Annotated in this window: 23 protein-coding genes; 17 read left to right on the forward strand and 6 right to left on the reverse strand. The window is 40.8% G+C overall.

Translation table 11 applies throughout. The features are described from left to right. The first annotated feature begins 109 nt into the window (after positions 1–109). Both WG989_RS10110 and WG989_RS10115 read left to right on the forward strand, forming a co-directional pair. On the forward strand, positions 110–805 hold the full coding sequence (locus WG989_RS10110) for a CoA transferase subunit A (protein ID WP_340429191.1): 696 nt from the start codon (positions 110–112) through the stop codon (positions 803–805). Positions 806–890: 85 nt separating this feature from the next. Continuing rightward, positions 891–1,547 carry a CoA transferase subunit B gene (locus WG989_RS10115; protein ID WP_340429192.1) on the forward strand — a complete coding sequence of 219 codons (657 nt, stop codon included), beginning with the start codon at positions 891–893 and terminating at the stop codon, positions 1,545–1,547. A gap of 69 nt (positions 1,548–1,616) precedes the next feature. Here WG989_RS10115 and WG989_RS10120 read toward each other — a convergent pair whose 3' ends face one another. After that, positions 1,617–2,339 carry a peroxiredoxin gene (locus WG989_RS10120; protein ID WP_340429193.1) on the reverse strand — a complete coding sequence of 241 codons (723 nt, stop codon included), beginning with the start codon at positions 2,337–2,339 and terminating at the stop codon, positions 1,617–1,619. Between the two features lie 400 nt (positions 2,340–2,739). On the opposite strand from WG989_RS10120, the gene WG989_RS10125 reads away from it, so the two are divergent. Then, positions 2,740–3,609: an OmpA family protein gene (locus tag WG989_RS10125; RefSeq protein ID WP_340429194.1), complete on the forward strand. Its 870-nt coding sequence runs from the start codon at positions 2,740–2,742 to the stop codon at positions 3,607–3,609. Positions 3,610–3,678: 69 nt separating this feature from the next. Here WG989_RS10125 and WG989_RS10130 read toward each other — a convergent pair whose 3' ends face one another. Next, positions 3,679–5,220 (reverse strand): choice-of-anchor I family protein, encoded by a 1,542-nt coding sequence (locus WG989_RS10130; protein ID WP_340429195.1) that lies wholly within the window; start codon positions 5,218–5,220, stop codon positions 3,679–3,681. A gap of 156 nt (positions 5,221–5,376) precedes the next feature. On the opposite strand from WG989_RS10130, the gene WG989_RS10135 reads away from it, so the two are divergent. From WG989_RS10135 to WG989_RS10175, 9 genes are all read left to right on the forward strand, one after another. Continuing rightward, positions 5,377–5,943, forward strand: a complete 567-nt coding sequence (locus tag WG989_RS10135; RefSeq protein WP_340429196.1) for an ORF6N domain-containing protein — start codon at positions 5,377–5,379, stop codon at positions 5,941–5,943. 300 nt (positions 5,944–6,243) lie between these two features. After that, the gene (gene sufB / locus WG989_RS10140) at positions 6,244–7,689 is read left to right on the forward strand and encodes a Fe-S cluster assembly protein SufB (RefSeq protein WP_340429197.1); all 1,446 of its coding nucleotides are present in this window, start codon (positions 6,244–6,246) and stop codon (positions 7,687–7,689) included. Positions 7,690–7,721: 32 nt separating this feature from the next. After that, a complete protein-coding gene (sufC, locus tag WG989_RS10145; RefSeq protein WP_340429198.1) occupies positions 7,722–8,486 on the forward strand; it encodes a Fe-S cluster assembly ATPase SufC in 765 nt (254 codons plus the stop codon). Positions 8,487–8,566: 80 nt separating this feature from the next. Then, positions 8,567–9,874 carry a Fe-S cluster assembly protein SufD gene (gene sufD, locus WG989_RS10150; RefSeq protein WP_340429200.1) on the forward strand — a complete coding sequence of 436 codons (1,308 nt, stop codon included), beginning with the start codon at positions 8,567–8,569 and terminating at the stop codon, positions 9,872–9,874. 30 nt (positions 9,875–9,904) lie between these two features. Next, complete coding sequence (locus tag WG989_RS10155; RefSeq protein ID WP_340429201.1) at positions 9,905–11,146, forward strand: SufS family cysteine desulfurase; 1,242 nt, start codon at positions 9,905–9,907, stop codon at positions 11,144–11,146. Next, on the forward strand, positions 11,143–11,586 hold the full coding sequence (locus WG989_RS10160; protein WP_340429203.1) for a SufE family protein: 444 nt from the start codon (positions 11,143–11,145) through the stop codon (positions 11,584–11,586). Before WG989_RS10155 ends, WG989_RS10160 begins: the two co-directional genes overlap by 4 nt. Continuing rightward, complete coding sequence (locus WG989_RS10165) at positions 11,586–11,903, forward strand: DUF59 domain-containing protein (RefSeq protein WP_324228148.1); 318 nt, start codon at positions 11,586–11,588, stop codon at positions 11,901–11,903. Before WG989_RS10160 ends, WG989_RS10165 begins: the two co-directional genes overlap by 1 nt. Before the next feature lie 130 nt (positions 11,904–12,033). After that, positions 12,034–12,585 carry a BrxA/BrxB family bacilliredoxin gene (locus WG989_RS10170; RefSeq protein ID WP_340429204.1) on the forward strand — a complete coding sequence of 184 codons (552 nt, stop codon included), beginning with the start codon at positions 12,034–12,036 and terminating at the stop codon, positions 12,583–12,585. Positions 12,586–12,595: 10 nt separating this feature from the next. Continuing rightward, positions 12,596–13,072: an RrF2 family transcriptional regulator gene (locus tag WG989_RS10175; protein ID WP_324228146.1), complete on the forward strand. Its 477-nt coding sequence runs from the start codon at positions 12,596–12,598 to the stop codon at positions 13,070–13,072. Positions 13,073–13,124: 52 nt separating this feature from the next. Here the strand turns inward: WG989_RS10175 and mtaB are convergent, their stop codons facing one another. Then, positions 13,125–14,414 (reverse strand): tRNA (N(6)-L-threonylcarbamoyladenosine(37)-C(2))-methylthiotransferase MtaB, encoded by a 1,290-nt coding sequence (gene mtaB / locus WG989_RS10180; protein WP_340429205.1) that lies wholly within the window; start codon positions 14,412–14,414, stop codon positions 13,125–13,127. A 275-nt stretch (positions 14,415–14,689) separates the two neighbouring features. On the opposite strand from mtaB, the gene WG989_RS10185 reads away from it, so the two are divergent. The 4 genes from WG989_RS10185 to priA all read left to right on the forward strand — a co-directional run bounded on the left by WG989_RS10185 (position 14,690) and on the right by priA (position 21,519). Then, the gene (locus WG989_RS10185) at positions 14,690–17,470 is read left to right on the forward strand and encodes a DEAD/DEAH box helicase (RefSeq protein WP_340429206.1); all 2,781 of its coding nucleotides are present in this window, start codon (positions 14,690–14,692) and stop codon (positions 17,468–17,470) included. A gap of 208 nt (positions 17,471–17,678) precedes the next feature. Beyond that, positions 17,679–18,137 carry a DUF4258 domain-containing protein gene (locus WG989_RS10190; RefSeq protein ID WP_340429207.1) on the forward strand — a complete coding sequence of 153 codons (459 nt, stop codon included), beginning with the start codon at positions 17,679–17,681 and terminating at the stop codon, positions 18,135–18,137. Positions 18,138–18,225: 88 nt separating this feature from the next. Beyond that, positions 18,226–18,996, forward strand: coding sequence for a lysophospholipid acyltransferase family protein (locus WG989_RS10195; protein ID WP_340429208.1), 771 nt, complete (start codon positions 18,226–18,228; stop codon positions 18,994–18,996). Positions 18,997–19,080: 84 nt separating this feature from the next. Next, positions 19,081–21,519, forward strand: coding sequence for a replication restart helicase PriA (gene priA, locus WG989_RS10200; RefSeq protein WP_340429210.1), 2,439 nt, complete (start codon positions 19,081–19,083; stop codon positions 21,517–21,519). 45 nt (positions 21,520–21,564) lie between these two features. Here the strand turns inward: priA and WG989_RS10205 are convergent, their stop codons facing one another. From WG989_RS10205 to WG989_RS10215, 3 genes are all read right to left on the reverse strand, one after another. Beyond that, positions 21,565–22,086, reverse strand: coding sequence for a M23 family metallopeptidase (locus WG989_RS10205; RefSeq protein WP_340429211.1), 522 nt, complete (start codon positions 22,084–22,086; stop codon positions 21,565–21,567). A 477-nt stretch (positions 22,087–22,563) separates the two neighbouring features. Beyond that, on the reverse strand, positions 22,564–22,977 hold the full coding sequence (locus WG989_RS10210) for an RNA recognition motif domain-containing protein (RefSeq protein ID WP_340429213.1): 414 nt from the start codon (positions 22,975–22,977) through the stop codon (positions 22,564–22,566). A gap of 83 nt (positions 22,978–23,060) precedes the next feature. Next, positions 23,061–23,732: an NAD(P)H-binding protein gene (locus WG989_RS10215; RefSeq protein ID WP_340429214.1), complete on the reverse strand. Its 672-nt coding sequence runs from the start codon at positions 23,730–23,732 to the stop codon at positions 23,061–23,063. Between the two features lie 4 nt (positions 23,733–23,736). On the opposite strand from WG989_RS10215, the gene murB reads away from it, so the two are divergent. After that, positions 23,737–24,759, forward strand: coding sequence for a UDP-N-acetylmuramate dehydrogenase (murB, locus tag WG989_RS10220; RefSeq protein WP_340429216.1), 1,023 nt, complete (start codon positions 23,737–23,739; stop codon positions 24,757–24,759). The last annotated feature ends 60 nt before the right edge of the window (positions 24,760–24,819 follow it).

Raw genomic sequence — 24,819 nt, forward strand, 5'->3', positions numbered from 1 at the left:
TCGCTTTCAAGGGTCGGTCACCCGCCTGTATTTTTTGGGTGGTCCACCAGATTAGTATTAACTGTATGATTTCTATTCTTCGCTTATCTTGCAATCAAATACGATTGCAATGAACAAAGTTGTTTCCAATGCCGATGAAGCAATAAAAGATATTCCCGATGGAGCAACCCTTATGCTTGGTGGTTTTGGTTTGTGCGGCATTCCCGAAAACTGTATTTCCGCTTTAGTAAAAAAAGGAACAAAACACCTTACATGCATTTCCAACAATGCAGGTGTTGATGATTTTGGTATTGGCTTAATGCTGAAACAAAAGCAGGTAAAAAAAATGATCTCCTCTTATGTTGGTGAAAATGCAGAATTTGAACGCCAGTTGCTGAGTGGTGAATTGGAAGTAGAACTAATTCCCCAAGGAACATTGGCTACCCGATGCATGGCAGCCGGTTATGGAATGCCTGCTATTTATACACCAGCCGGAGTTGGAACAGAAGTAGCCGAGGGAAAAGAAGTCCGGAATTTCAACGGGAAAGATTATTTACTTGAATATGCGTTTGATGCAGACTATGCCATTGTAAAAGCATGGAAGGGCGATACAATGGGCAATCTCATATTTAAAGACACCGCAAGAAACTTTAATCCATTAATGGCAATGGCAGGCAAGATCACTATTGCTGAAGTGGAAGAATTGGTTGAACCGGGAGTGTTAGATGCAAACGAAATTCACACACCGGGCATTTATGTGCATCGCATTTTCAAAGGAACGAATTATGAAAAGCGGATTGAACAGAAGACAGTAAGAAAGAAATAAACCACAAAGCCACAGAGACACAAAGCAGCACGAAGCCTTTGTGGAACTTTGCGCCTTGGAGTCTTCGTGGTTCAAAAATTATCATATGGCTTTAACAAAAGAACAAATTGCCCAACGCATCGCCAAAGAATTAAAAGATGGATTCTATGTAAACCTTGGCATTGGAATTCCAACCTTGGTGGCGAATTATATTCCTGCAGGCATTCATGTAGAATTACAAAGTGAAAATGGATTGCTGGGCATGGGACCCTTTCCATTTGAAGGGGAAGAGGATCCCGATCTCATCAACGCAGGTAAACAAACCATCACCACATTACCCGGCTCTGCTTTTTTTGATAGCGCCATGAGCTTTGGAATGATCCGTGCAGGAAAAGTTGATCTCACGGTACTTGGGGCAATGGAAGTAAGTGAGCAAGGTGATATTGCCAATTGGAAAATTCCGGGCAAGATGGTGAAAGGAATGGGTGGAGCCATGGATCTTGTTGCAAGTGCAAAAAATATTATTGTGGCCATGATGCATACCAATCCAAAAGGCGAAAGCAAATTGTTACCGCAATGTGCCTTGCCTTTAACAGGAACAAAATGCGTCAAGAAAATCGTCAGCGATCTCGCCGTTTTGGATGTAACTCCCGATGGATTTAAATTACTGGAACGTGCTCCCGGTGTTTCAGTGGAAGAAATTGTTTCAAAGACCGCAGGAAAGTTGATCGTAGAAGGTGAAATACCTGAGATGACATTTTGAAAAATGAAATTATAATGCAATAAAAAATCCCGGTTACTACAACCGGGATTTTTATTTGAACGCTGACAATTAAACCAATTCAGCTTCTAATTCCAGTTCTTCTTTTGGCAATGGTTTCATACAGAAGAACCAATCTTTACAATACACATCCTTTTCTTTACCAGCCATGCGTTCCTTTGCAACACCACAACTGTTAGCCGGTGGCACTATCACATCTTCACCCGGAATCCAATCGGCAGGAAGTGCCACTGCATGTTTGTCGGCTGTTTGTAGGCCCATCAATACACGTTTCAATTCTTTAAAATTGCGACCTAATGAAAGTGGATAATAGATGATGGCTCTGATGATGCCCTTTGGATCAATGAAGAACACAGCTCTCACTGCTTTAGTAGAACTTTCTCCGGGTTGTATCATGCCATACATTTTGGCAATTTCCATTGTAATATCTTCAATCAAAGGAAACTTTACTTCTACATCTTTCCAACCACGAAATTCAATTTTATCTTTGATAGTTCGTAGCCATGCAATATGACTGTATAATCCATCCACACTCAATCCCACTAATTGTGTATTGAGTTTTGCAAATTCAGGCTCCATTTTAGCGAAGGTCATAAACTCAGAGGTGCAGACGGGTGTAAAGTCGGCCGGATGGCTAAACAGTACGATCCATTTACCTTGATAATCGTTGGGGAAATGAATATTGCCTTGTGTGGTTACTGCAGTAAACGAAGGAGCTGGATCGCCGATGCGTGGCATACTGATTGCAGTTGGGTTTTCTATTTCGTTGAACATAAAAATTAGTTTTAATTGAATAAACGGTTAACTATTGAAGATACAGTTATGATACCCTGTTTTCCAGTGAGCGAAGTCATGGATTATTGTGATTGTGGGAAGGAAATTCCACTTCAGATAGGCATACTTTGCAATAAGGCGTAGACATTTCAATAGGAATTCAAAATAAGAAACGGATTCTTGGATTTTGTAGTTTTTGACGGTTCCATTTAAAGTTTGGCAAGGTTTTTATCCTTCTTTGTGCAGCACAGCAATTGTAATTGCCGAATCTATCTGTACAGGCGCATAAGTAATCATTGATGAATGTATGTTGATACATTTTCATCGATAAAATTATTTATGGAATTACGTCTGCATGCCCGAAAAGCATCTGCATTAATCATTTATTAAAAAGAATGTTATGAAACTGAATTACCTGGTAGCAGTTATCTGCGCCGCACTATTATTTACATCTTGTGTTAGCAGTAAGAAGTTTAAAAAATCGCAGGCCGACTATGCACAATTGCAAACCCGTTATGTAACGCTTGAGGGAACATTGGCTGATTGTAATAACCAGAAAGCCGGACTGGAGCGGGAAAAAGCAGATCTCAACAAACGCATTGCCGATCTCAACAAAGAAATTGAAAACATCAAGCAGAATTATACACAGGCTGTAATGCAATTAGAAAATCTGTCGGTAATCTCCAAACAACAGGCCGAAAGTATTAAACAATCTTTGCAGAACATTGGTGCAAAAGACGCTTACATTCAAACCTTGCAACAACAAATGGCTTATAAAGATTCGCTCAATATGGTATTGGTGATGAATTTGAAAGGAGCTATTGGCAATATTGAAGATGAAGACATTAATATTAAAGTAGATAAAGGGGTAGTGTACATTGATATCTCCGATAAATTATTATTCAAGAGTGGCAGCTATGATGTAACAGATCGGGCAAAAGAAGTATTAGGTAAAGTTGCATTGGTATTAAAGAATCAACCCGATATTGAATTTATGGTGGAAGGACATACCGATAACGTTCCTTTCCGTGGTAATGCATCATTGATCGACAATTGGGATTTAAGTGTAAAACGTGCAACTGCTATTGTTCGTTTATTGCAGAAACAATATGGTTTAGATCCGGCGAAAATGGCAGCTGCCGGTCGTGGTGAATATCACCCAGTAGGGACTAATGATACAAAAGAAGGAAAGGCATTGAACAGGAGAACAAGAATTGTGATTCTTCCACAGTTAGATCAGTTCTTTAAATTGTTAGAGCCGCAGAAATAATAATCAATCAGCATAAATCGAAAAGGCCACAGTAATGTGGCCTTTTCGTATTGAAAGCAAATGCTTCTATCAATTTGTTGTATATACTTTAATAAAACCATCCGTTTCGCTGCTGGCAATAAATAAACTTTTACCATTTGGGCTTTTATCGGCTGATACAAATAACACACCTTCAGGTCCAACGCCTGTATTGAGCCATTGACTGAACACCGGTTTAGTTGGGTTTGTAATATCGTAGATCATTACGGCATTGGCTCTTTCCAAACCAACAAACAACAGGCTCTTGTTTCCAACACGACCGGTGGTAATGCCTTCCGGTTCGCAACCTTTATCATCGCTTCTTCCATCAGGATATTTGCCAAGTTCATTTGCTTTCAGATCGATCTGGTTTTTGCTATCATAAACCAATTGACCAGTTAAACCATTCCAGATGCTGAATGAGCGTGCACCATAAGAATACAATTCATCATAATCACCATCGCCATCGGTATCGCCCAATGTAGTGGTGATATTTAAACGACCAAGTTGTGGATTTGTTTTTAATGCTGCAGCATCAGGAAATGCAAGTGCATCCAATAGAATAGGTGGTAAATTTGGTTCATGGATGCGTCTTATTTCTGAAAAGCCTGCATATTCTCTGGCATCTCCTTCATTGGCAGAGTAAATAAACGGAACACCATTGTGACTGTTTACAGCAATCGCATCAGGTAAATACATTCCTTTTACCGGCCAGTTTCCGAAAATAACACCACCATCTCTGTCACTTGGATCAATTGTATTCATCGGGTTGTTGTAATCCTTAAACCCTAATGGAAAAATATCCGTAATGGTTTTTGTAGTGAGATCAATTTTAGCAATACCATTGTTCTCCTGCAAGGTAACCCATGCAGTTTGGCTGTTGCTTGCAACTGCAATGTATTCAGGTTCTACATCCTGTTCAAAACTTGCATTTTTGCCAAACAAACGAAAGCCTTTTGTTTTTAATTCAGCCGCTCTTGTAGCAAACTTGCTGAAGTCAATTGTTGTGGCTGTGTAGTTATTATTTACATCAATAATTGAAACTGTGCCCAGCGGGTCAATGGTATAGGAATCATTTGGCTCACCTTCGTTTGCTGTAAGAATAAAATTACCATCGGGTGTAAACGTGATCATATCAGGTAATGCACCAACAGTTACAACGGCAATAGCATCATATGTTGTTGTATTAAATACAACCACTTTACCATTATTTGTTTTAGGAATTGCTTCAATTGCTGCTGCAAGTTTGCCATTGCTCACACTCACACTATTTACCAATCCACCATAAATGGCAATATTGATATTTCCTGTAACTACAGGCGATGCAGGATTACTTAGATCAACAACTTCAATACGATTATTACCTGCGCTGTTGTTTACCACAAATAGTTTTTTTGTATCGGCATCGTAGGTACTGATCTCGGCAGCACCAAGTCCGCCACCAATGGCAAGACTGCCTATTTCTGAAAAGCTGCTTGACTCCTGGCGTGCGGCAAAGCCAGTATTCTGTTTCGAATCTTGTTGGTCTGTACCAAGCTTTGTACAGGCATTCAGTAATACAATGCTGCTGATGAGTAAAAGGGATTTTCTCATTTTGTAAGTTTATTAGTTGAGCGGCAATGGTAGCGGGAGATTGTTAAGGGAATATGACGGGAAGGTTATGAAAAGATGAAGTAAGGCTGCAGTTTCGCTCTTACCTGCTTGCAGATTTTCTTTTTTGATTTTATATTAACGGATAAATAGCAGCCTATGCAAGTCATCAGAAGTATTCAAAACCGCATTTATGAAATAAGGGGAGAACGGGTAATGTTAGATTTTGACCTGGCAGCCCTTTATGATGTTCCTACAAAAGTCCTTAATCAGTCCGTAAAGCGGAATATTGCAAGATTTCCCAAAGATTTTATGTTTCAACTGACTGTTGAGGATTATGAATCCATTCGTTTTCAGGTAGAAACACTGGAGGCATCTAATTCTTCAAGGTCACAAATTGTGACCTTGAAAACTGGCCGTGGGCATAACAGGAAATATATGCCTTACGCCTTCACCGAACAAGGTGTAGCTATGCTCAGCGGCATCCTTAGTAGCGACAATGCCATTCAAATGAACATTGCCATCATGCGGGCTTTTGTAGAAATCAGAAGAATATTGCTGAAAGAAAATGATTTGAAAGAACAACTAAAAGAAATCAAGGAACGATTGGGCGAACATGATGTGCAACTCAACCAGATTTACGATGCGATGGAAAATCTGCTTGATGAAAAAGCTGCGGACCGGAAGTGGGATGAGCGGGAGAGGATTGGGTTTAGGAAAAAATAATGGCTGATAGAAATATTCCGCCCACGGGCTGCCGGATTGCAGCGGCACCGCAGCGTAGCGGAGGTACAGCGAAAAGCCGGAACTACTGTCGCCCAAAGCCCTAAAGGTCACAGCCCCAATCCTAATTCCCCAAAACTTCAGGCCGGCCCAGCCCCAATTTCCCCACATCCATTCCCCAAATTGCCAATTTTTCCGCTTTTCGAACATTATCTATACTTTTTCGTATAGATTAATCTGTACTTTTGTGTATAGATAGTAATTGTTCAAGATTTTAGGTAAACAGATTAAACAAATCGAATCATGAGTGAGATGCTCAATACACTGGAGCAAACGGCCCTGAGTGAGTACAAATATGGTTGGGTAACCGACATTGAAGCCGACGAGGCGCCTCCCGGACTAAGCGAAGACATTGTGCGTTTCATCAGCGCCAAAAAGAACGAACCCGAGTGGATGCTGGAATGGAGACTTAAAGCCTACCGTCATTGGTTAAAAATGACCGAGCCGGAATGGGCCAATGTGAAATACCCAAAGGTTGATTACAATTCCATTAAATATTACAGCGCTCCCAAGCAAAAGAAAACGCTCAACAGTTTAGACGAGGTAGACCCTGAATTACGGGCTACGTTTGAAAAGCTGGGCATTTCTTTGGATGAGCAAAAGCGTTTGAGTAATGTGGCGGTGGATGCGGTGATCGATTCCGTTTCTATTGCAACAACATTTAAAAAAGAACTTGCTGAGCTCGGTATTATTTTCTGCAGCATGAGTGAAGCGGTACAGGAACATCCTGAACTCATCAAAAAATGGTTGGGTTCGGTTGTGCCGATGACAGACAATTATTTCTCTGCATTGAACAGTGCGGTGTTCAGCGATGGTAGTTTCTGCTACATTCCAAAAGGTGTAAAAAGTCCGATGGAGTTGAGTACGTACTTCCGCATCAACGCCGAAAACACGGGACAGTTTGAGCGTACATTGATCGTTGCCGAAGAAGGCAGCTATGTAAGTTACCTCGAAGGTTGTACTGCTCCTATGCGTGATGAAAATCAATTGCACGCTGCGGTGGTTGAAATTGTTGCACTCGATAATGCTGAAGTAAAATATTCAACCGTACAAAACTGGTACCCTGGCGATAAAGATGGTAAAGGTGGTATCTACAACTTCGTTACGAAGCGTGGTATTTGTGCAGGTGTAAATTCAAAGATCAGCTGGACACAGGTTGAAACTGGTTCTGCTGTAACATGGAAATATCCTTCAGTAATTCTGAAAGGTGATAACAGCCAGGGTGAATTTTATTCTGTTGCTGTTACCAACAATCATCAGCAAGCCGATACCGGTACCAAGATGATGCACATTGGTAAGAACACAAGAAGCCGCATTGTATCGAAAGGTATTTCTGCAGGCTTCAGTCAAAACTCCTATCGTGGCTTGGTGCAGGTTGGTAAGAATGCTGTTAATGCAAGAAACTTTTCACAGTGTGATAGTTTGTTGCTCGGCGATAAATGTGGTGCACACACTTTCCCTTACATTGAAGTAAAGAACAGCACTGCTCAGGTAGAGCATGAAGCCACCACTTCTAAAATTGGTGAAGACCAGATCTTCTATTGCAATCAACGTGGCTTGGATACAGAAACTGCAGTTGCATTGATCATTAATGGTTTTGCTAAAGAAGTAATGAATCAGTTGCCGATGGAGTTTGCTGTGGAAGCACAGAAACTGTTGGCGATCTCATTAGAAGGAAGTGTTGGTTAATCAAATTTTCAAATTCACAATTTTCAAAGTATATGTTATCAATAAAAAATTTACAGGCAAGGATTGAAGAGAAGGAAATCTTAAAAGGTATCAATCTTGATATTAAACCAGGTGAAGTACATGCCATCATGGGACCAAACGGTAGCGGTAAATCTACATTAGCTTCTGTATTGGCTGGTCGTGCTGATTACGAAGTAACCGCCGGCAGTGTTGAGTTCTTGGGAAAAGATCTGTTAGAGCTTTCTCCTGAAGATCGTGCACGTGAAGGTGTGTTCCTTGCATTTCAATACCCAATTGAAATTCCCGGTGTAAGCACCACCAACTTTGTAAAAACAGCGGTGAACGAAATTCGAAAGTATCGTGGTGAAGAACCAATGGATGCAGTTGCTTTCTTAAAGCTGATGAAAGAAAGAATGAAGCTTGTGAATATTGACCAGGCTTTGTTAAGCCGTTCATTGAACGAAGGTTTCAGCGGTGGTGAAAAGAAACGTAATGAAATTTTCCAGATGGCGATGCTTGAACCAAAGCTGGCGATCCTGGATGAAACAGATAGTGGTTTGGATATTGATGCCCTGCGTATTGTTGCAGAAGGTGTAAACAAACTCAAATCAAAAGACAACGCTACATTGGTGATTACGCACTACCAACGCTTGCTCGATTATATCGTTCCTGATTATGTACACATCCTCTACAAAGGACGTATTGTAAAAACAGGTGGTAAAGAATTAGCACTTGAACTGGAAGAAAAAGGATACGATTTCATTAAAGAAGAATTGGGAGAAGAAGTAGAAGCGTAAACATTGCTCACAGATTAAAGAGATTTACACAGATTTTTTCTGTGGTCATCAGTGAAATCAGTGAGAGAAAAAAAATCAAGATGTCAGAATTAAAAGAATTAATACAGGATAAGCTCAATAAAGAATCGTTCAGTGGGAATGGTTCATTAAAGGCTTTGAGTCAAAAAGGATTGGAACTGTTCAATGAGCAGGGCATTCCAACGGTAAAGCATGAAGAGTGGAAGTATACACGTATCAGTGCTGTGCTCAACAAAGATTTTTCTTATGCAGAAGGTGCAACAGCAATCACTGCAAAGGACGTGGAAGAGTTTCGTTTGCCGGGTCATGAAGCAGCCAACGAATTGGTATTTGTAAACGGCATTTATCATGCAGAACTTTCTAATATCCAATCATCTGTTGACGAGTTGGTGATTCTTCCGTTGAGTGAAGCAGTGAAAGGCGAATACAAATCGATTGTTGACAGCAATCTTGGTCATAGCGCCGGTTATCATAAAGATGGGATCAATGCCTTGAACAATGCGTTTGCTTACCAGGGCTTGTTTATTTCTGTAAAGAAAAACAAATCTGTAGAGCATCCTTTGTATTGCTATTATATTAACGATGCAAGAACAGTGAATGTGTTATCGCAACCACGTACGTTGATTCACGTGGCAGTGAATGCAGAAGTAAAGATCGTTGAAGAAGAAGTAACGATTGGTACAAGTGATTCATTCATCAATAAGATCTCTGAAATTGTTGTTGAAGAAAATGCACAGGTGCATTTATATAAAATTCAGAACGAGGACAGTCACAGCAGTTGCGTAAAAACAACCCATGTGCGCCAGGTAGGGGTGAGCAAGGTGAATTCTGTAACCATTACACTCAATGGTGGTGTTATCCGAAACAACCTCAACTTTATTTTAGAAGCGCCGGGTTGCGAAAGCAATATGTATGGATTGTATTGCGTGAAAGGTGATACACATGTAGATAATCATACCATCGTTGACAACAAAATGCCTAACAGTTTAAGCAATGAATTGTACAAAGGCATTATTGATGAAAATGCAACGGCGGTGTTCAATGGTAAGATTTTTGTACGTCAGGATGCACAAAAGACAAACGCTTATCAAAGCAATAAGAATATTTTATTGAGCGATACTGCAACCGTGAACACCAAACCACAGCTGGAGATTTTTGCTGATGATGTAAAATGTTCTCACGGTTGTACCATTGGCAGACTGGATGATGAGGCATTGTTTTACCTGCAATCAAGAGGTATTGGTGATAAAGCTGCAAAAGCTTTATTACTGCATGCGTTCGCTATTGAGATTTTGGAGAAGATTGAACTGGAGCCGATCCGCCAGTATGTAGATCAGATCATTTCTGAGCGTTTGGATTTTGAAATATAATTGAAGTGTAAGTCGCATAAATAGAAACTTATGTCAGCAACAGCTTTACATATTGCGTTTGATGTAGATCAGGTAAGAAGACACTTTCCGATATTGAAGCGTGAGGTAAAAGGAAAGCCCTTGGTCTATTTTGATAATGCAGCCACTACACAGAAACCTGTAGAAGTGATTGATGCGTTATCAAGCTACTATCAATATTTTAATGCAAATATCCACCGTGGTATTCACTCACTCGCTGAAGAAGCAACTGCAGCTTACGAAGCAACAAGAGATACGGTGCAACAATTCATTAATGCCAAGCAACGTGAAGAAATCATTTTCACAAGAGGTGTAACTGAAAGCATCAATCTCGTTGCATATACATGGGCACGTACAAATCTGAAAGCCGGTGATGAGATCATCATCAGCGGAATGGAACATCACAGCAATATTGTTCCCTGGCAGTTGATCACTGAAATGACAGGTGCAAAACTGAAAGTGATTCCTGTTGATGATAATGGTGAATTGATGATGGATGAATTTCACAAACTGCTGAGCGAAAAAGTGAAGCTGGTTTCTGTAGTGCATGCATCCAATTCACTTGGTACTATCAACCCTGTAAAAGAAATGATTGATGCAGCACATAAGATTGGAGCAATTGTAATGCTGGATGGTGCACAATCAACTGTTCATTTAGATATTGATGTGGAGGAACTCGATTGTGATTTCTTTGCCATCAGTTCACATAAAGTATATGGCCCCACAGGTATTGGTGTGTTGTATGGCAAAAGAGCTTTGCTCGAGGCCATGCCTCCCTTCATGGGCGGTGGTGAAATGATCAAAGACGTTACGTTTGAAAAAACAACCTGGAACGAATTGCCTTATAAGTTTGAAGCAGGTACACCCAATATTGCTGATACTGTTGCATTAAAAGCAGCGATCGATTTTGTACAGCGCATCGGCAAGAAGCAGATCCGTTTACACGAAGAAGAACTGTTACGGTATGCAACAAAAGAATTACAAAATATTGATGGCATCCGTTTAATTGGACAGGCAAAGCAGAAAGTAAGTGTTGCATCATTTGTCGTGGAAGGAGTTCATCCACAGGACTTAGGTATTCTGTTGGATAATCAAGGTGTGGCGGTACGTACAGGTCACCATTGCACACAGCCATTAATGAACCGCTTTGGTATCCCCGGCACTACAAGAGCAAGTTTTGCGATGTACAATACCAAAGACGAAATTGATGTGATGATTGCAGGGTTACATAAAGCAATTAAGTTATTAAGATGAGTGAAGTGAAATCGATAGCAGAAATAGAAGAAGAAATAGTTGATGATTTTTCCCTGTTTGATACATGGGATGAAAAGTATGAATACATCATCGACATGGGGAAGAAGTTGAAGCCATTGGAAGATGAACACAAGAAAGACGAGAATAAGATTAAAGGTTGTCAGAGTACTGTATGGATGGTGAGTGAGTTGAAAGATGGGAAAGTATATTACCGTGCAGAAAGTGATGCCGTGATCGTAAAGGGTTTGGTGAGTATGCTCATTCGTGTATTGAGCGGACATGCACCGAAGGAGATCATTGATGCAAAGCTGGATTTTATTGATAAGATCGGTATGAAGCAACACCTGGCGCAGACAAGAAGCAATGGTTTGCTGAGCATGGTGAAACAAATGAAATTAGATGCAACAGTTTATTTAGCACAACAAGCAAGTAAGAACTGATGAGTTTAAACAAAGAAGATATCAAAGAAAAGATCATCGAAAAACTGCAAACGGTATTCGATCCCGAGTTGCCGGTGAATATTTATGATCTTGGATTGATCTATAATATTGATGTGAATGACAAGGGATATGCGAATATCACGATGACATTAACCGCACCAAGTTGTCCGGCCGCACAATCATTACCCGTTGAAGTAGATCAAAAGACAAGAGAAGTAGAAGGAGTGACGGATGCAAATGTGATGATCACCTGGACACCCAAGTGGGAGAAGAGTATGATGAGTGAAGTGGCAGCATTGGAATTAGGATTTATGTAGAGTTGCTCACAGATTACGCAGATAAACACAGATACTTTTCTGCTGATCAATGAGCTTTTAAAACAATAACAATCACCCAAACAGATTTCATCTGTGTTCATCAGTGAAATCTGTGAGAAACAAATAAATTATGGCAAAGATCTCTTTAGATAGTTTAATGGGCAATGAAGGTTCCAGCTATCCCGAACAAATAGCAGCACCTTACCGTAAAGAGCTGGTGGATGCAGGTTTTGAACAAATGATGACAGTGGAAGATGTAGAAAAAGTACTGGCAGGTAATCCCGGAAAAACAATATTGGTTGTATTGAACAGCGTATGTGGTTGCAGCGCAAGAGTAAGTCGCCCTGGTGCATTACTGAGTTTCTTTAATCATGTGGTACCTGATGTTAAAGCAACCTTGTTTGCAGGGATGGAAAAAGAAGCAGTTGTGCATTTCCGTGCAAAATACCTGAACGGTGTTACACCTTCTTCGCCCAATGTGTTGTTGTTGAAAGATGGAAAAGTATTGTTGCACCTGCAACGTCACCAGATCGAAACAACTGATGCCGGTACCATTGCCGATGCATTGATCACTGCTTACAACGAACACTGCACAAAGCAATCAACCGAAGCAGAGCGTGAAGAGTTAAGAACTTATTTCAAAAATTTATACCAGGTAGATCCATTAGCAACACAAGCATAAACCATCTCACATGAAAATTACTTCATCAGAAGAGTACGGTATCAGGATCCTCATCCGCATTGCATCGGCTAATCCCGTTGAAGGATTGAGTATTCCGCAGTTGAGTGAAGCAGAGAAGCTTACCGAGCCGCATGTGGCAAAGATCTGCCGCACATTGCGTATGGAAGGCTTCATCAACAGCACGCCCGGTTATAAAGGCGGTTATGTGTTGGCGAAACCTGCTGAACAGATCATCATTAATGATGTGTTGAAAGCATTGGGTGGTATGTTGTTCGATCAGCAGTTTTGTGATACACATACAGGTCTTGGACGTTTGTGTACCAACTCGGTTGATTGCAGTACACGTTCTTTGTGGAAAATGATCCAGTACACCCTTGATAATCTCCTCAATAAATTAACGCTGAAAGATTTGATGGTGAATGAAAAGGAAGTAGAATTGAAACTGGAAGCGATATTGCAGCGAAATGTGGAGGAGTTGTTGAAGTAAGAACAAAATCATTATATTAAAAAAGGCTTTCAAATCTGAAAGCCTTTTTCTTTTATATTTTCCAATCCACAATCTCATTCACCCATTCTTTCTTCTCAGGTGCAGTGATCTTAATATAGTTATCGGTATAACCTTCCATCATGCCGTTTTTGCTGTGCCCTTCAAACAGCACAGGTCTTGTTTCGCCTGCATGTTGCTCAGTGAAGTATTGCATCTTCATGTAAGAAAGGTTGCGGAGTGTTTTGTTACGTTCGTAGCGTGTGGTCATTGGTACAACAGGATCAAGTGTTAATGCATGTGTGTTATCACGTTCAGAATAAGTGAACACATGCAAATACGATACATCGAGTGAGTGCAGGAATTCAAATGTTTCCTGAAAGAGTTCGTCTGTTTCGCCGGGGAAACCAACAATTACATCCACACCAATACAGCAATGCGGCATCAGTTCTTTAATCAATGCCACACGTTCGGTATAGAGTTCACGCTTGTAACGGCGGCGCATCATACCTAAAATGGTATTGCTTCCACTTTGCAAGGGAATATGAAAATGCGGCATGAACTTTTTGCTCCTGCTTACAAATTCAATGATCTCGTTGGTAAGCAGGTTGGGTTCAATGGAAGAGATGCGGTAACGTTCAATACCTTCCACTTCATCTAACTGCTGAATGAGGTCGAAGAAGTTTTCTTCACGGTTATGGATCGAAAGGGAACCATTGCCATCGGCACCTTTACCAAAATCACCAAGGTTCACACCCGTCAATACAATTTCTTTGCTGCCACCATCTGCAATTTCTTTTGCATTGGCAATCACGTTCGCCACATTATCACTTCTGCTTTTGCCACGTGCCTGCGGAATGGTGCAGAACGAACAGGTATAATCGCAACCGTCCTGTACTTTTAAAAATGTACGTGTACGGTCGTTGATGGAATAAGAAGCATTGAAACCACTTACATCTTCAATTTCGCAACTGCTGATCTTTGCACTATCGCCTTTCGCCAGTTCTTTAATGTGCGAAACAATATTGAATTTTTCTGCAGCACCCAGCACTAAATCAACACCTGGAATCTCTGCTATTTCTTTTGGTTTTAATTGCGCATAACAACCGGTGATCACTACTAAACTTTCCGGCGATTTACGTTGAATGCGACGCACCAGCTGACGACATTCTTTATCAGCATTATCAGTAACCGAACAGGTGTTGATCACATATACATCGGCCAGGTCATCAAACTCTTTCTTCTCAAAACCTTCATTTTCCATCAGGCGACTGATGGTGGAAGTTTCGGAGTAGTTGAGTTTACAACCGAGTGTGTGAAATGCGACTGATTTTGCTGCTGCCATAAAGGGTTGCAAAGATAGCAAAGAACAGAGAAAGGATTGTAATGAATGATCGAAAACCCACCCCTTGCTGTCTTTACTAGTGTGTAACACGCCGATGCCCCTCCCAAGGAGGGGATAGATATTCCGCTGTGGAAAAACTAAAATGCTTGCTGACCTCCAAAAGGTTGGCAACCACTGGACAACCCCTTATTTTTGCCGCCTTCTTTTCTATGGACAACCGTAATACCAAAACATATTTACTCTTTCAGCCGAAACATCTGTTTACCAGGCGACCGATGCTGGAAATCAGGCAATTGATCAAAACACCTACCGGTGTTACGCCGGGTGAACAACCGCTGAACCGTGCACAGCTAAAAGTTTTCTTTCCCAACCTAACTGATGACGGAATGAAAACGCTGCTGAGTTTTTCAAAATGGGAATGGCAGAAAACAGAAGCAGATATCGTTGGCCAATCGCAATACATCAAAGATGAAAAGGAACGGGCCTTGATGCAGAAAAAAGCAATGACCCGTAAACTGCAATCGATGATGAGTGCAGTGCGGCAATTGCAGGGCGTTGAGTTTTATCATCCTGCTGCTCAAACAGTGAAATGCGTTTTTTATGCGTATCCTGTTGAATTGGCTTTTCATGCAACAACAAATGAAGATCAATACAAGCTTGAAGTATATGTGGTGAAAGGAAAAGAGCGCATGCCGTTGACAGAATTCAAGCGTTATCATTTTTTAGTGGAAACAGAATCCTGTTATTATCAACTTACTTCAAAAAGTCATGATGCCATTGAATGGTTGCAGCAACATGATGCAACGAAGTGGACAACCAACGATCCTGCTGCATTTGAACAGGTGTTGAATAAATTAAGAGAGTGGGAGTTGAAAGTAGATGCATCCGTCATTGCAAAAGGTGAAGAGTTGATTGCAGAGCCGCAGCCACAGGTAATGCTCAGTGAACTTAATAACACATTCTTAAAACTCGAACCACGATTTGTGTACGATGGGTATGTGGTGGATGGCCCGTTTGAAGAAGTAACCAAACAATCATCAGGGGATAAAATAATTTCCATTGTTCGTCATAAACAGAAAGAAGAAGAGTTGGTGGAGTTTCTTCGTTCGCTGCATGAAAAGTTTGCGAATCAAAGCAATGGATTCTTCTATCTCAATTTTGCAGAAGCGCAGAAGAAAGGTTGGTTTCTGAAAGTCTATCACAAGTTGCTCGAGCTGAATATCGATCTGCTTGGTATTGATCTGATGAAGCATTTCCGTTACTCACCGCATATTGCAGAGACAGTAATCAGCAAACAGGAAGTGGAAGGCAACTGGATCTGTGTAGCTATGACGGTGAAGTTTGGGAAGGAAGCGATACCATTAAACTACTTACAGAAAAGTTTAATGAACGGACAGAAAGCCGTGATGTTGAAAGATGGAAGTTTGGGTGTGTTGGGCGAAGAATGGTTGAAGCAATACGGCATGATGATCCGTCATGGTAAAGTGCGCAAAGAAGAATTGCTGGTGCCAAAGTGGTTGCTGATGAGTGAAGCAGCAGGCGAAACAGAAGCAGATGCATCGATTAAAACAGATATCAGCGCAACATGGTACAGCAAATGGAAACAATGGGAAAAGCAGGAAGATGCATTGTATGCATTGCCGAAAGGATTAACTGTTGAACAACTACGACCTTATCAGCAAAAAGGATATGAGTGGTTGCGTTTGCTATCGGAGATTGGCGGTAGCGGTTGTTTGGCCGATGATATGGGTTTGGGTAAAACATTACAAACGATCACATTCCTTTTACATAAAATTGAAGAACAACCAACCGATCAGCACTTGGTTGTTGCTCCTGCAAGTTTGTTGTACAACTGGCAAAAGGAATTAGAAAAATTTGCACCCGTTGTAAAGGCAGTTGTGTTTCATGGTGCCGGAAGAGATGAAGAAGAGTTGAGAGATGAAACAAACAGAATCATCATCACCAGTTATGGTACGTTACGACAGGATATTGAGTTGTTGCAAACTATTCCGTGGAATACAGTGGTGATTGATGAAAGTCAGAATATTAAAAACCCATCTGCACAAATAACAAAAGCAACCTGGCAACTCGTTGCGAAAACAAAAATTGCTTTGAGTGGTACGCCGGTGATGAATGGCACTGGCGATCTCTTCAGCCAGATGCATTTTCTCTTACCTGGTTTATTGGGCAGCAACGAGTTTTTCAGAAGAGAATATGCTATTCCCATTGAGCAGAAAGGCGATGCAGAGAAAGCAGCGGCTTTACAAAAACTCATTCGTCCGTTTGTATTGCGCAGAACCAAAGAACAGGCTGCGCCTGATCTTCCTGCAAAAACAGAATCGATTCTCTGGTGCGAAATGGAAACCGATCAACGTGCAGCTTACGAAAGCATCAAAGAAAATGTGCGTGGAAATATTTTAATGGACATCAGCGAGAATGGATTGAACAAAGGCAAGATGAGTGTGCTGGCTGGCTTGACAAAACTCCGTCAGATCTGTAATAGTTGCGAATTGGTGAATGATGAAGATGTATTTGTGTACGACAGTATAAAAACAAAAGTGCTCATTGATGAATTAAAGACGATCATACCGCAACACCGTGCATTGGTGTTCAGTCAATTTACTTCCATGCTTGATCTGCTGGAACGTGATTTGCAAAAAGAAAACATTAAATACATCCGCCTTGATGGACAAACAAAAATTTCAGAACGCCAGGAACTGGTTACAGAATTTCAGAATGAAGAGAGTGATGTAGCCGTGTTCCTGTTGAGTTTGAAAGCAGGTAATGCCGGTTTGACTTTAACCGCTGCGGATTATGTCTTCCTCTTTGATCCCTGGTGGAATACGGCTGTGGAAAACCAGGCCATTGACCGAACACATCGTATCGGTCAGCAATCCCAGGTATTTGCCTACCGAATGATCTGTAAAGACAGTATTGAAGAAAAGATCATGAAGATGGCTGCGGGTAAAAAGAAATTAGCCGAAGATCTTATTACAGCTGAAGAGGGATTTGTCAAGAGTTTAACGCTGGATGATATTAAGTATTTGTTGGAATAATTGTCTGAACCATGATTTATAGGATTTTTAGGATTCAGAAGATGTTGTGATGAACTCTGATCTTGAAACTACAGTTCAGATAATTTGTAGAATCGTTCATCAGGGTGTTATCCCTTCCTTGGAGGTAAACGAGCGAAGCGAAGGTTAGGAACATCGTTCGGGGGTGGGTTTCATCAAAAAACAATATTATTGTACAGCAAATACAAAAATGAAAAAATCACTTCCTTATCTCTTGCTCATCATATTGCTGCTCGCAGCAGTTATGATCCGTCGTTGCAACAACACGGACAATGTAAGCGATAATCAAAAAACAAAAGACCGTACAGAAGATACCAAACGTGAAGAGGCGAAAACGGATAATCAGAAATCAAATCTTGATGTGTTTCGTGACCCTACTTCAGAATTTTATTTCACCAAGCATGCACGTTGCCGAATGAAATGTCGCCACATCACACAGGAAGAAGTAAAAGAAATTGTGCAGAAAGCAGATGTGAATTATAAGAAGAGTGAACTCGATGCAGCACCAGGACCAAAGTATGCGTTGGAAGGAATAACATCGAGAGATAATCAACGTATACGTATCATTGTAGCACCGAAGCAACGGCATTTAACGATTGTAACCGTGATCGATCTTGATGAAGAGTGGGAGTGCCCGAGTTGTAAATGATGATCTGTCATCCCGACGAAGGAGGGATCTGCCGGTCATTTGCACATAGCCAAACAGATGTCTCCTTCGTCGACATGACAATAAATACATGAAAATTTTACTCAAACCACTGCAAATCATCTACGTCATCTATGCCATGATTCTTTTTGTGGTAACGATGTTCATCGTTATTCCCTTTGTGATCATTGCTTCTTTCTTTGGAAAGATCAAAGGTGGCAACGCTGTTATGCGCATTGTACATTGGTGGGCCGATGTGTGGTTATTCATGATCGGTATTTTTCATGTGCGTATTGTTGAGCAAGAAATAAAAAAGCATCAGCCTTATATTTTTGTGAGCAATCATAATTCGTATATGGATATTCCGCAGATGTTGAAAGCAATCCGCAGTCCATTACGCATTTTGGGCAAAGCGGAAACAGGTAAAATACCGCTCTTCGGAATCATTTATAATGCAGCAGTAGTAACGGTGCTGAGAGGAAGTGCTCAAAACAGAGCGAAAAGTGTAAAGACATTAAAAAGCGTGTTAAGCAAAGAGATCTCCATTTATATTGCTCCTGAAGGAACATTTAATATGACCGATAAACCGTTGATCGATTTTTATGATGGCGCATTTCGCCTCGCTATCGAAACGGAAACACCCATTAAGCCGATGTTGTTTCTCGATTCGGTTGATCGTTTACATTGGAGCAGCGTTTTTGCAATGACTCCGGGTAAATTAAGAACGGTTTATCTCGAAGAAATTTCTCCTGAAGGTTATACTCCCTTTGATGCAGATCAATTGAAAAAGAAAGTATATGATCTGATGGAGAAAAAGTTGATTGAATATAAAGCAAGCTGGATCGAAAGTGGTGAGTCGTGAGTAGGTGTTCGATAATTTTTACTGTCTAATTCGCTCTATACTCTTTAAATTGCATATTCACCATTCACTATTGACCATTCACACGTGTTCGCTGAAGTCATCATACCACTTGCTCTCCCCAAAAACTATACCTGGAGCATTCCTGAACGTTTGCAGGAACAGGTGCGTGTGGGCGTACGTGTAGAAGTGGAGTTGCGCAAGAAACGGTATGCAGGTGTTATAAAAACATTGCACAATAATAAACCAGCGGCTTTTGATCCAAAGTACATTTTGAATGTCTTGGATGTTGAACCTATCATTCATGAAGAGCAATTAAAGTTGTGGCAATGGATAGCAGACTATTATTTGTGTACCGAAGGTGAAGTGATGGCAGCTGCATTGCCTGCACATTTTAAACTCAGCAGCGAAACTATTTTAGTTTATAATGAAGAGATTGGTGAAGATTTTACTACACTCGATCACGATGAATATTTAGTGGCTGAAGCATTGTTGATACGCAAAGAATTGAAGTTGCCCGAAGTACAACAAATACTTGATACATCACATGTGTATCCTGTAGTGAAACGGTTGATTGAAAAGCGTGTTTGCTTTGTGTGGGAATCACTGAAAGAAACGTACTCAGCTAAGAAAGAAACATTTGTTTTGCTGAATCCGCAATATGATAATGAAGATCAGTTAAGCGAGTTGCTCAACAACTGGAGCCGTGCACCCAAGCAAATGGAATTGCTGTTAAGCTATCTGCACCTAATCAAAACAGAAGGTGAAGTAAGTAAAACAGCGCTGTTGAAAAAGAGTGGTGCAAGTGATGCTCAGTTGAAAGGGTTGGTTGAGAAGAATATTTTGTTCTTAGAAAAGTGTTCGGTCGATCGTTTGCAGAACCTGCCGAGAAATGTATCAATCGATTTTGAATTAACAGCTGCACAACAAACATCATTGGAGGAGATACGAAAATCGTTTGAAGCGAAATCGGTTTGTCTGTTGCATGGAGTAACTGGCAGTGGGAAAACATTGCTCTACATTAAACTCATTGAAGAGTATATTAAAAAGGGGAAACAGGTATTGTATCTGTTACCGGAGATTGCCCTCACTGCACAGATCATTCGTCGACTGCAAAAGCATTTTGGTGGTTACATTGGTATTTATCACAGCAAGTTTAACCAGAACGAACGTATAGAGATATGGAACAAGATCAAGAGTGGTGAAATGAAAGTGGTGCTGGGTGCAAGAAGTTCCTTGTTTCTTCCCTTTGCAGATCTTGGTCTAATTGTTTGTGATGAAGAGCACGACAGCAGTTACAAGCAACAGCAACCTGCTCCACGTTATAATTCCCGTGATGCAGCAGTTTATTATGCAACTGTGTTTGGTGCGAAAGTATTATTGGGAAGTGGCACACCTTCCATTGAAACCTATTACAACACACAAACAGAAAAGTATAGCCTGGTTGAATTGAATGAACGTTATGGTGAAGGTGAGTTACCTGCCATTGAACTGATCGATACCAAGCCACTCTTCAAACAAACAAAAGAAAAAGTAATGATTGCACCGGCTTTGCAAAAAGCCATTGAAGAATCATTAGAAAAAAAGAAACAAGTGATCCTGTTTCAAAACAGGAGAGGTTATACGCCTCACCAGGTATGTAAAGCCTGTGGCTGGATCCCGAATTGCAGGTATTGTGATGTGAGTTTAACCTATCACAAATTCAAAAATAAATTACAGTGCCATTACTGCGGAACAATTTATCCAACTGTTACAACTTGCGAAGCCTGCGGCAGTCACGATTTTATGCAGCAGAATTTTGGTACCGAAAAAGTGGAAGAGCAATTACAGGAATTAATTCCGCATGCAAAAATTGCACGCATGGATTATGATACAGTGAGTGGTAAAACAGCCCACGATCAGTTGATACAAAATTTTGAGCAGCATCGTATTGATGTATTGGTTGGTACGCAAATGGTGGTGAAGGGATTGGATTTTGAACATGTGAATCTCGTTGGTATACTCGATGCAGATAGCTTATTAAGCTTTGCTGATTTTCGTGTGAACGAACGTGGTTTTCAATTGATGGAGCAGGTGAGTGGTCGTGCCGGACGAAAAGATGCACATGGCAAAGTATTGATACAGGTAGCTAACACCAATCACCCGGTTTTAAAGTATGTGGTAGCGCATGATTACAAATCGTTTTATGCAGAAGAGATACAAGGCAGGCGGCAGTTTTTTTATCCGCCGTTTTCACGTATCATTCAACTTACGTTTCGGCATAAACACAAGGAAGTAGTGGAAGCGGCGGCACAACTCGTGGCAGAAAATATGAAACCACTGTTTGCAAATTATATGGTTGGACCGGCAGAACCGGTGGTGAACCGCATCCGTAATCAATACATCATGGAGCTGCTGTTTAAATTACCGAAAGATGCACAGTTGATTCATCAATGTAAAGAGATGATCCTTGCACAAGAAATACATTTACATAATCATCCGAATTTGAAGAGTGTGGTGATTATACCGGATGTAGATAAGATATAATACGGTCGGGACGCTTTAAGCGGGCTGAACGTTAAAATTTGTATCTCAACGTTGAGCCGTATTCAAATAATCGATCGGGTTCAAATAAAACATCTTTTTCCATCCTTGAATGGAATCATCTTTTCTCCAGGGTAATGGTAAAATTGATCGGATCGTATAATGCAAATGAGGTGCTTTGCCTTTTGCATTACCTGTTGTTCCAACAGTGCCAATTACTTCTTTACGATTTGTCCATGTAAGTGTTGAAGTTTTTATTTCTTTCAGATGTGCATAGTAATGCAATCTCCATTTTGGTCCAAGTATCAATACAATGTTGCCGCCTTTTTTGATTTCACCTGTGTAAAGAACCAAGCCTCCAGTCGAGGCAACAACATCAGTTCCTTCTTTCGAAAATATATCAACACCTTTATGTGTTACAGACGTTCCCCATGGATATGCCCAGAATGATTGTTGATTATAACTTTGTTTAGTTGCACTTTTAACCGGGTTCACAAACCTTTCGGGTATAAGAAATCCCAAAACAAGTATAACAGCTGCGCCAAGAATAAATCGCTTAAACAATTTCATGTTATTGCATAACGGCCAGCACTGAAAGATATTCTTGCATGGTCTTCTTTTTGCAATCTCTTTACATCTTAATCATGCTGAATATCACAAAAGCAAATCCCTCCGTTTTAGCGGAGGGACGTGCAGGAATTTTGTTCCATCAATTCGGTAAATGTGTCTCTTGTCGTGTTTTTTAATAGGGTTGATGGATCATCGGTTTCATGGATACGAATTCTGTTTAGTTTTCAAAGGATTTAAATTTCTGTTAGTTCGAATAGAGTACGGATTTTTCTATCAGGTATTGGATTCTTAATTACTGATGTAAAAGTCGGAAGAGTTTTGAATAGTTGCTCGGGTACATTTGACCGATTTTTTTGCGGAAATTTCCATCGTGGTTTTACGACATATTATTTTTATTCATCAGCCTTGTATCGGTACACGCAAAAAAAATCCCTCCGGTAAGAGGGATTGTATAAATGTAGTTTACTTGCGTACAAATTAATAACGTCGGCCACCGCCTCCGCCACCACTATAACCACCGCCGCCACCGCTTCCGCCGCCGTAGCCACCACCGCCACTTGGACGTCCACCACCATAGCCGCCTCCGCCACCTGGTCTTCCTCCACTGTAGCCACCGCCACCTCTGTTACCACCACCACCACCTGGGCGATCTTCGGCCTGCTTCACCACCAATGGTTTTCTGCTGCGACCTAATGTAATATCATTGAGCAATTCAATTGCATCTTTACCATCTTGTTCTTCCTGCATCGTTACAAAACCAAAGCCGCGGCTTTTTCCTGTTTCACGATCGATCGATACTTTCGCAGAAACTACTTTACCAAATTTTTCAAAAATTTCTTCTAATTCGGCGTCATCTACATCATAGGGTAGGCCGGCAACAAATAAATTCATTACAAATATTTTTTGTAAATCTACTTAACTATTGCTTTCGCCGTGCATATTTGATGGAGATTATCAGGAAAAAGACCGATCTGTCAAAAACGGGTCATGGCATTGTAATCGTAAAGGTTTATTCCCGGCTTATTTGCTTTTGCAGCCAGCAACATTGCTTTGGCAACAGTTTTGCCTTCGATAGCTTTGTATTTTGATGGAAGGAGAAAGGAGAATATCCGAAAAATTACGGTGCCGATCACTTCACCCAATCGTTTTTCTTTTCGTTCGCCAACCAATAACGACGGACGAAAAATATGTAATCCATCAAAAGGAAATGTAGCGATCACTTCTTCCACTTCACCTTTCAACCGAGAATAAAAAATGCGTGAATGCGCATCTGCGCCAATGGCCGATACCAATAGATACTGTTTGAAACCTGCTTCACTGCCAAACCTTGCTGCATTTACAGGTATGTCAAAATCAATGGAACGATACAACAGCTTATCGCCTTTTACATTTGCATTGGTAGTGCCGATACAGGAAAAAATACAATCGCCGGTGCCGATATTTTTTTTGTACGCTTCGTAATCTGAAAAATCGGTGATGCATACTTCCAGTTTCGGATGTTGTATTGCAATCGGTCGGCGCACCAGCACACGTACGGTTGAAAACGCATCATCGTTTAACAGTTGTTCCACCAGTGAAGAACCGATTAATCCGGTGGCACCTAACACAACAGCAGTTTGTCCGTTTATAATTTGTTTATTTTGCATCCAGATGCAAATTCACGAAAATCTTTCACTCCGGCAATACAATACATTTGGAATTGATGTAAAAGCAAAACTATTTGCTGATTTTTCATCAGCAGATGAGTTACAGGAAATAATCAAATACGTACATCAGTTATCACCACGTAGTGCAAGATTTATTCTTGGCGGCGGCAGCAATTTATTATTCACGAAAGATGTAAATGGCCTGGTACTGAAAAACGAAATCGGAGGCATCCGAATAATTAAAGAAGATGATGCATTCGTGTATCTCAAGGTTGGCGCAGGTGTTAACTGGCATGGCTTCGTACAACATTGTGTGCAGCAGGGTTGGGGCGGCGTAGAGAATTTAAGTTTGATACCCGGAAATGTTGGTGCCAGTCCCATGCAGAATATTGGTGCATATGGTGTAGAGATCAAAGATGTGTTTGAAGAACTGGAAGCATATCATCTCAACGATAAAAAGACAATAACGTTCTCGAATAATGATTGCGCATTTGGTTACAGAGAAAGCGTATTCAAGCGACAGTATAAAGATCAGTTTGTGATTTTGAATGTAACGTTTAAGCTTCGCAAGCAGCCCGTATTCAATACAAGTTATGGCCCTATCAATCAGGAGTTGGAGCAGATGGGTATAAAAGAATTATCTGTAGCAGCTATATCCCAAGCGGTGATCAATATCCGTTCGTCGAAATTACCCGACCCCAAAGTGATTGGTAATGCAGGAAGCTTTTTCAAAAACCCATCGGTGAATAAGGAACAATTTGATCAGTTGAAAAATGAATTTTCGTCGCTGGTTGCGTTTGTAAATCCGGATGGAACAATGAAACTGGCGGCCGGATGGTTGATTGAAAAATGTGGCTGGAAAGGCTATCGGAAAGGTGATGCAGGTTGTCATGCAAAACAGGCATTGGTGCTGGTAAATTATGGTACAGCAACAGGTAAAGAGATTTTTGATTTAAGTGAAGAGATCATGCAAAGTGTGAAGCAGAAATTTGGTGTGGAGCTGGAGAGAGAAGTGAATATTATGTAGAAGTTACAAGCAAATGCAGGAGTTGAAACAAGTCGGAGCTTTTTATTACAACAAATCTTG

Source organism: Lacibacter sp. H407 (genome assembly GCF_037892605.1).
Taxonomy (GTDB): Bacteria; Bacteroidota; Bacteroidia; order Chitinophagales; family Chitinophagaceae; genus Lacibacter.

Bases quoted from the DNA above. Each gene is read 5' to 3' on its own strand.
- WG989_RS10110 (WP_340429191.1), top strand. From the start codon at position 110: ATGAACAAAGTTGTTTCCAATGCCGATGAAGCAATAAAAGATATTCCC.
- WG989_RS10115 (WP_340429192.1), top strand. From the start codon at position 891: ATGGCTTTAACAAAAGAACAAATTGCCCAACGCATCGCCAAAGAATTA.
- WG989_RS10120 (WP_340429193.1), bottom strand. From the start codon at position 2,339: ATGTTCAACGAAATAGAAAACCCAACTGCAATCAGTATGCCACGCATC.
- WG989_RS10125 (WP_340429194.1), top strand. From the start codon at position 2,740: ATGAAACTGAATTACCTGGTAGCAGTTATCTGCGCCGCACTATTATTT.
- WG989_RS10130 (WP_340429195.1), bottom strand. From the start codon at position 5,220: ATGAGAAAATCCCTTTTACTCATCAGCAGCATTGTATTACTGAATGCC.
- WG989_RS10135 (WP_340429196.1), top strand. From the start codon at position 5,377: ATGCAAGTCATCAGAAGTATTCAAAACCGCATTTATGAAATAAGGGGA.
- sufB (WP_340429197.1), top strand. From the start codon at position 6,244: ATGAGTGAGATGCTCAATACACTGGAGCAAACGGCCCTGAGTGAGTAC.
- sufC (WP_340429198.1), top strand. From the start codon at position 7,722: ATGTTATCAATAAAAAATTTACAGGCAAGGATTGAAGAGAAGGAAATC.
- sufD (WP_340429200.1), top strand. From the start codon at position 8,567: ATGTCAGAATTAAAAGAATTAATACAGGATAAGCTCAATAAAGAATCG.
- WG989_RS10155 (WP_340429201.1), top strand. From the start codon at position 9,905: ATGTCAGCAACAGCTTTACATATTGCGTTTGATGTAGATCAGGTAAGA.
- WG989_RS10160 (WP_340429203.1), top strand. From the start codon at position 11,143: ATGAGTGAAGTGAAATCGATAGCAGAAATAGAAGAAGAAATAGTTGAT.
- WG989_RS10165 (WP_324228148.1), top strand. From the start codon at position 11,586: ATGAGTTTAAACAAAGAAGATATCAAAGAAAAGATCATCGAAAAACTG.
- WG989_RS10170 (WP_340429204.1), top strand. From the start codon at position 12,034: ATGGCAAAGATCTCTTTAGATAGTTTAATGGGCAATGAAGGTTCCAGC.
- WG989_RS10175 (WP_324228146.1), top strand. From the start codon at position 12,596: ATGAAAATTACTTCATCAGAAGAGTACGGTATCAGGATCCTCATCCGC.
- mtaB (WP_340429205.1), bottom strand. From the start codon at position 14,414: ATGGCAGCAGCAAAATCAGTCGCATTTCACACACTCGGTTGTAAACTC.
- WG989_RS10185 (WP_340429206.1), top strand. From the start codon at position 14,690: ATGCTGGAAATCAGGCAATTGATCAAAACACCTACCGGTGTTACGCCG.
- WG989_RS10190 (WP_340429207.1), top strand. From the start codon at position 17,679: ATGAAAAAATCACTTCCTTATCTCTTGCTCATCATATTGCTGCTCGCA.
- WG989_RS10195 (WP_340429208.1), top strand. From the start codon at position 18,226: ATGAAAATTTTACTCAAACCACTGCAAATCATCTACGTCATCTATGCC.
- WG989_RS10205 (WP_340429211.1), bottom strand. From the start codon at position 22,086: ATGAAATTGTTTAAGCGATTTATTCTTGGCGCAGCTGTTATACTTGTT.
- WG989_RS10210 (WP_340429213.1), bottom strand. From the start codon at position 22,977: ATGAATTTATTTGTTGCCGGCCTACCCTATGATGTAGATGACGCCGAA.
- WG989_RS10215 (WP_340429214.1), bottom strand. From the start codon at position 23,732: ATGCAAAATAAACAAATTATAAACGGACAAACTGCTGTTGTGTTAGGT.
- murB (WP_340429216.1), top strand. From the start codon at position 23,737: ATGCAAATTCACGAAAATCTTTCACTCCGGCAATACAATACATTTGGA.